Annotated in this window: 4 protein-coding genes; 1 reads left to right on the plus strand and 3 read right to left on the minus strand. The window is 62.0% G+C overall.

Annotated features, from left to right (window positions below; all coding sequences use genetic code 11):
• Positions 1-278 precede the first annotated feature (278 nt).
• Positions 279-944 carry a LysE family translocator gene (locus ACYVO7_RS25610; RefSeq protein WP_460452586.1) on the minus strand — a complete coding sequence of 222 codons (666 nt, stop codon included), beginning with the start codon at positions 942-944 and terminating at the stop codon, positions 279-281.
• A 16-nt stretch (positions 945-960) separates the two neighbouring features.
• Positions 961-1,584, minus strand: a complete 624-nt coding sequence (locus ACYVO7_RS25615) for an FMN-binding negative transcriptional regulator (protein WP_460452587.1) — start codon at positions 1,582-1,584, stop codon at positions 961-963.
• Positions 1,585-1,588: 4 nt separating this feature from the next.
• Between ACYVO7_RS25615 and pdxR the strand changes: the two genes are divergently transcribed.
• Positions 1,589-3,088, plus strand: coding sequence for a MocR-like pyridoxine biosynthesis transcription factor PdxR (pdxR, locus tag ACYVO7_RS25620; protein WP_460452588.1), 1,500 nt, complete (start codon positions 1,589-1,591; stop codon positions 3,086-3,088).
• Positions 3,089-3,281: 193 nt separating this feature from the next.
• Here the strand turns inward: pdxR and ACYVO7_RS25625 are convergent.
• Positions 3,282-4,513, minus strand: a 1,232-nt coding sequence (locus ACYVO7_RS25625) for a tyrosine-type recombinase/integrase (protein WP_460452589.1), incomplete at its 5' end; no start/stop codon positions are given.

Genomic DNA, 4,513 nt, shown 5'->3' on the forward strand with positions numbered 1-4,513 from the left:
ATGCCGAGGGCAACGTGGAGCGAGTAGCGGCACGCGCACGATGGGCAGCAGGGGCGGACGCAGCGGTCAGCGGGACGAGCAGGGCTTCATCTCTGGATTTGTCTTATGACCATGCCAGGACAGAAGAACCTGCCCAAATCCGCCTTTGGACCAAGAACCGGAACGGTCGATAAGACGCCAGTGTCTCGCCTTCAGTGCCCGGTAGTCCGGCGATGCTGTCTAGCGACGGAACGCACAATTCTCGACGCTAGCAGCGAAACCCTGATCCCAGGCTACCGCTAAAACAGGCCGTCTGGGTCAGATACCGGCTTCGCGAGGGCGAGGCCGATCCCCAAGGTGATCATCACGCCGCCCGAAACCTGTCGCAGGCGGCGGATCGTTCTTGGACGCGCCGCTGCACCCTCTCGGATGCCGCTTGCCGCGTACGCCACTGCGATGTCGGCAAGCGTGTTTAGGGCCACTGAGAGAAAACCGAGCACCACGAATTGCAAGGCGACGCTCCCTGCGGTCGGGTTCACGAACTGAGGTATGAAGGCCAGGAAAAAAGCCGCTGTCTTTGGGTTCAGCGCCTCAACCATTATGCCATCTCGAAAAGCACGCCGCGTGCCCATTGGCGGATTTGCAGGAACGCCAGCCATAGCAAGGGCGGCGTTGCGACGGGCTGCTTGGAAGGTGTGAAAGCCAATCCAGACGAGGTAGGCGGCCCCGATCAGCTTGAGTGCGGTGAAGAGTTCGGCGCTCGCGAGCACGAGCGCCGAAACGCCCAGGCTGCCAGCCACAACGTGGGCCATGCCGCCAATCCCGGTGCCGAAGCTGGAGGCGATACCCTCTGCACGACCCCCTGCAAGAGTACGCGCGGCGACGTAGAAGATGCCCGGTCCGGGCGTAATTGCGAGGAGGAGGGCCGCGACGGAGTAGAGCGCGATCTGAGTTAGGTCAGGCATGGCACAAAAATCTACGTCAGGCGGGGATGAGTGCAGCCGCTTCGCGGTCGGAGACACGCTCGCTCGCCGCAAGGCCCGCAATTACACCTGCACGATCAGCATCATTCCGGTTCTGGCTCATCTTGCGCTTGCCCTCCAAGCGAGTGATGCGCATGCGCAGCCCCACGATACCTCGTAGCTGGGACGCGATGAAGTCGGCGGGTGCGTCGCCCACCTTCCATGCTGTTGGTCTATCCCTCTCATGCAGGTGAGTGAGCCGGGTCACCACGTCGAGCAGCCGATCAGCATCCTGGAAGAACTCAACTGGACCTTGCGCATGGACTGCGACGTAGTTCCAAGTCGGGACAACCTTCCCTGTTTCCTGCTTCGTCGCATACCAAGCGGGCGTCACGTATGCGTCAGGTCCCATAAAGATTGCGAGACCTTCTCCGACCGGCGTGACGCGCCACTGCGGGTTTGCCTTGGCGAGGTGCCCGTAGATCACGCCGTGCTCGCCCTCGGCCCCGTCGATGAAGAGGGGCAGCGGCGTGACCAGCGGCCCGTCTGCCGTGGCGGTGATAAAGTTCGCCAGCCGTGCCGCCTGCATCGTTGCCAGCAGGTTGCCACGATCTTCGTCCCGAAAGGCGGGAGGCGTGTACATAGGGATGCTCCTTGTCTCGCCGGAAGAATTGGCGTCAATCTGGCCCGGAAGGAACGTCCAGTTTCGTGAGATTAGGGTGGGCCAGTTGATCGACGAGGGCGTCGCGCGACGAATGATTCGAGCGATTAAGGAGCAGATTCACGCCGGGGCGTATCAGCCCGGCGACAAGCTGCCCTCCACGCGCTCTTTCGCCACAGAATGGGGGGCGTCGCGCACGACGGTGACCTCCGCCTTCGGCCAACTCATTGCAGAGGGCTACATAGTCACCCGGCCAGGGGCACGTGCAGTGGTCGCTGAAGGTCTCGGGGCGACGAAGATTGCAGCAGGCGCTGCACGTGCAGAGCCTCCTCGTCTCTCGACTTTTGCCCGGCGTCTTCTTGCGCTCGCAGCACCCACCCCGACGCAGGCGCACCGCATCGCCGATTTTCGCTACGGCGACCTCTCGGCCTCAGACTTCCCGGTGCTGGCTTGGCGGCGCGCTCTGAATGCAACCACCCTGAGGCGCGCGGCGCGGCTGCGCTATGACGATCCACAAGGCTCGATTGCACTGCGGACGGCGGCCCAAGGATACCTGTGGCGGGCGCGGGGTATCCGCTGCACGCCCGAGGACATTGTCATCGTCAACGGCTCCCAGCAGGGGCTCGATCTGTGCGCGCGGCTGCTGCTCGACCCTGGCGACGCATTTGTCATCGAGAACCCCGGCTATGTGCTCGCCCGCAACGTATTCCTGGCAGTGGGCGGGGTTGCGTCACCAACTCCTGTAGACAGGGAAGGGCTAAGGACGGAGGATTTGCCTACAGCCCGCCTAGCCTATGTGACGCCCTCGCACCAGTATCCGCTTGGCAGCGTTTTGTCGGCCACGCGCCGACGAGCCCTGGTGGAGTGGGCTACCCGCAATGACGCTCAGGTCGTGGAGGATGATTATGACGGCGAGTATCGTCACGATCTTTCGCCCATCCCGCCTGTTCACACTATCGCACCCGACCGCGTGATTTACGTCGGCACGTTCTCGAAGACGCTCTCGCCGACCTTGCGCCTCGGCTATCTCGTTGTTCCCCCGGCACTCCGGCGACCATTCGCCGAAGCGAAGCGGCTCACGGACCGACATACTCCACTCCCGGAACAGGATGCCCTGGCCAATTTCTTGAACAGCGGCGCTTACGAACGCCACGTCCGCAGCATCCGTAAACGTAATGCTGAACGTCGAACGGTGCTGCTGAAGGCGCTAAAAAACGAACTCGGCTCAACGGTGACCATCGTGGGAGCGGAAACCGGGCTCCACGTCGTTGCTTGGCTCAAGGGGGTAGCCGCCGAAAGGGAGCCCGACCTGATTGAGGCAGCGCACGCTGCCGGGATCGGTCTTTACCCCATCTCGCCCTTATATGAGCCAAGTGGGCCAAGGCCGACTGAGGTGGGGCTCGTTCTTGGCTACTCTGGGCTGGAAACCGACGTGATCAGGCGAGGCGCGCGGGCGCTGGCAACCATTGTCGCCGAGCATCGCTAAAGAGAGCTACAATCCCAAGGGCAACCGAACCGACCCGTTCCTGGCCGCAACCTTGGTTTCCGCCGTTGTGGGGAAGTTGGGCATGCCCTTCTCCTCAACCGTTGCCTTCTCACCCTCGTTCTGGATCATCCGGGAGGGCTCCTGGGGAGGGTGCGATGCCCGACGCCCTTATTCACGCCTCCCTGTAGCACGCTCAATTTTGTCGCCTCAATCCCGCGTCTTGGCGGAAAGGCGGTTTCGATTGAGGGGCTGTCAGAGTAGCGAAATTGGCGACCGCCTCCCCTACTCTGTCGGCAATCTCTCGCTTCAGGGTAGATGGCAGGTGCCAGTAGTGAGCTTCATTGACCTGCGGCGAGTTGCCGAGAACCTTGCCCATCGCTGCCGGACTGTACCCGAGCGCTGCCCCTACGCTGTTCCAACTCCTTCGGAGATCGTGCAGCGTGACCCGATCCCTCCCCTGATCCAGTCCAGCCTCGCGTCGGATCAGGTGCCAAGCAGCGTCCACGCTTTCGATATGGCCGCTGGCCGATGCAGGGGTTGGGAACAGCCACTTTGAAGCACAAGGCATTCTAGCAATCAGCTTGGCCAGCGGATCGCTGATGTGGATGCTGATTGCACCATCCATGTGGTCGGTCTTGTGCTCAGTTAACAGGATCATCCGCCTTTCCAGATAGACGCTTTCCCAGCGGAGCCGAAGCGCCTCTGACTTTCGCAGAGGAGCGAGCATCAGAAATTCTATCGCCCAAAGCGCCACATTCCGAATGGCACCCTGGTGCCTATGGCTCTCGATGGCGAGCCACAGCCGACAATATTCATCAGGCGCGAGGACACGACCGCGCCGTGGCCTGGGCGTCCCCGTTTCTATGACGAATGGGTTTTTTCCGTCACCGACCATCTCGCGACGCTCCCCCCACCCCCAGATCGCTCGTGCCCAGCTAATCATCTTGACCTTGAAATTCGACGTGTTCCTCCCCCGGTCGAAGACCTGCTGCACATGGCCCCGTGTGAGTTCCGACAAGCGCATCGACCCGAAGTGACGGCGAATGTGTAGGCGCGCAAAGCGGCTCACTTCCTTGAATGATCCGGGCTTATGGTGGTCTTCTGCCCACGCGAGGTAGCGGTCGATTACCTCGTCAAAGGTGCGTGTATCCGCTCGCCGCCGCTGCCGTTCTTGCGCCGGGTCACGTCCTTCGCTGATCTGCCCGAGGAACACCCGCGCCCGCCTTCGAGCCTCGTCCGCGTTGATCACCCCGAGAGCCCCTAGCCGAAACTCGCGTTGACGTTTGTCCCGACTTCGATAGCGAAGAATGAACTGGACCTTCCCACTCGGGTAGACGACCACGCCGAAGCCGCCCAAGAGCGTGTCCCAGCTTCGCCCCGTGGGGAGTTTGCGGATTGCGGTATCCGTCAGTTTGAACCTGCGTA

The organism is Alsobacter sp. SYSU BS001988 (genome assembly GCF_054796215.1).